The following is a 2,109-nucleotide window of genomic DNA, read 5'->3' as shown; positions in this document are numbered from 1 at the left end:
CCCCGGCACGCCCGCGGAAAGCGAAGTGCCTGGAACGGAAATCAACAGACAAGTTTAACAAAGCCTATTTTTAAAAATAATTAGTTGCTCGAAATAAACACCGATATTCGCTATAATTAAACTCGAATATTATGGAGGTGAAGTAATTTGTTTGATGTTAAAAAAGAACTAGAACTATCAACAGAGCATGAAGGGTTAGTAATTGGACTCTTTGATAAACCTGAAAAATTCACAGGAATATTAGCATTGCTCGATGAGGCATTCAATGGCCAATTAAAAGACCTTGTAAAATCAGGTGACATTTCAGCTAAGTTAAAAAGTATCAATAAAGTACATAGTTTAGGTAAAATCGGCTCAAAACGTATTTGGTTTGTTGGCCTTGGGAAGGAAAAAGAGTTTACTTTTGATAAACTAAAATCTGCGTTTGGAAGGCTCTTCAAGGAAGTGAAGGCAAATAAACTTGAAGAAGCAGCCGTTTATTTAGATTCCTTTACGACTGAACAAGTGGATGGTTTGGACGCAGCCCATGCGCTGAGCGAAGCCTATGCCCTCTCAACTTATCAATTTGAAGGGTACAAGCAAAAATCGAACGAGCCAGAGAAAAAGCTGGATCATCTAACAATCTATTGTGACAGCCTTGATGGAGAAGAAGTCCTAGCCTCGTTAACGGTAGGACATGCGTTTGGTAAAGGAACGAATTCGGCACGAACGCTTGTTAACATCCCGGGCAATATGTTAACCGCAACAGATATAGCTAATTATGCACAGGAACTTGGAAGTAAATATGCTTTCGAGGTGGAAATCCTGGATAAAGCTGAAATAGAGAAGCTTGGAATGGGAGCTTTCCTTGCCGTGAACCAAGGATCAACAGAGCCTCCTAAAATGATCGTCCTTAAATATCAAGGGAAAGAAGAATGGAATGATGTTATCGGTTTAGTTGGAAAAGGCATAACCTTTGATACGGGCGGTTACTCCATTAAAACGAAATCAGGGATCGTTGGGATGAAAACTGACATGGGCGGAGCAGCCGCGGTTCTTGGTGCCATGGAAATCATCGGTGAAATTCAGCCCGAGCAAAATGTGGTCGCGGTTATTCCTTCTACGGATAATATGATTAGCGGCCATGCCTTTAAGCCCGATGACGTGATTACGTCGATGTGCGGTAAGACCATCGAGGTTTTAAATACTGATGCTGAAGGACGGCTTGTTCTAGCGGATGCGGTAACCTATGCTAAGCAGCATGGTGCAGACTATCTTGTCGATGTCGCAACTTTAACAGGTGGAGTAATTACTGCACTTGGTCTCTATACAACTGGGGCAATGACCAACCATGAACCATTATATAAACAGGTATTAGAAGCTTCGATTGAAGCCGGTGAGCAAATGTGGCAGCTTCCATTGTTTGACACAGAGATTGAACGGGTAAGAAACAGTAAAGTTGCCGATTTAAATAATTCCCCTGGCAGTGAAGGCCATGCGTTGGTTGCTGGGGCTTTTATCGGTGAATTTGCCGAAGGGACACCATGGGTTCACTTGGATATCGCCGGGACAGCCACCACTGCGAAAGGCAATGATCTAGGACCTGCAGGTGCAACCGGAGTCATGACCCGAACACTTGCCCTATTTGTCGAACGCTTTGAACCCATAGAGAAATAATGCTTTGAAAAAGCCTTCGAGAAATTCTAAAGGGTACCATTTTCGGAGGCTCTCTTATTTAAAAGACACAAAAATTAACGTATGAATTGGCATACGTCTTTTTCTTTATTTATCAAGGTTTCTACGAAATTTCATTAACTTTGACATAGCCATTGACATCATTATTATGCTGGACAATAAGTATTGTACAATTGCAGTGCCGTTTTGAGGACCAATTTTATTGATCTTTAAGCTGCAGATTAGAGGGTCCGTACTTATCGGTTGGGGGATCAGGTTAAGCATCCGAGCTGATAAATAGACGGAAAAATTCCGCCTAATTTGTAATTATTATTAAAAAAGGCTTAAATAGACGGAGAAATTCCGCCTATTGACTCGAAAAATTTGAAAATGGGGGATTTTTCTTTGCATAATCGGAAAATCTCCCCTTATTTACCTCGAAACGAGCTCCATTCT

The 2,109-nt window shown here is 41.5% G+C and carries 1 protein-coding gene; it reads left to right on the top strand.

The genetic code is table 11. The features are described from left to right. Nucleotides 1-147: 147 nt before the first annotated feature. The gene (locus V7659_RS19245) at nucleotides 148-1,656 is read left to right on the top strand and encodes a leucyl aminopeptidase (RefSeq protein WP_335541469.1); all 1,509 of its coding nucleotides are present in this window, start codon (nucleotides 148-150) and stop codon (nucleotides 1,654-1,656) included. Nucleotides 1,657-2,109 lie beyond the last annotated feature (453 nt).

Source organism: Neobacillus drentensis, from assembly GCF_036966985.1.
Taxonomy (GTDB): Bacteria; Bacillota; Bacilli; order Bacillales; family Cytobacillaceae; genus Neobacillus; species Neobacillus drentensis_E.
Note: the sequence above shows the minus strand (reverse complement) of the source record. Positions and strands in the feature narration are given on the sequence as shown.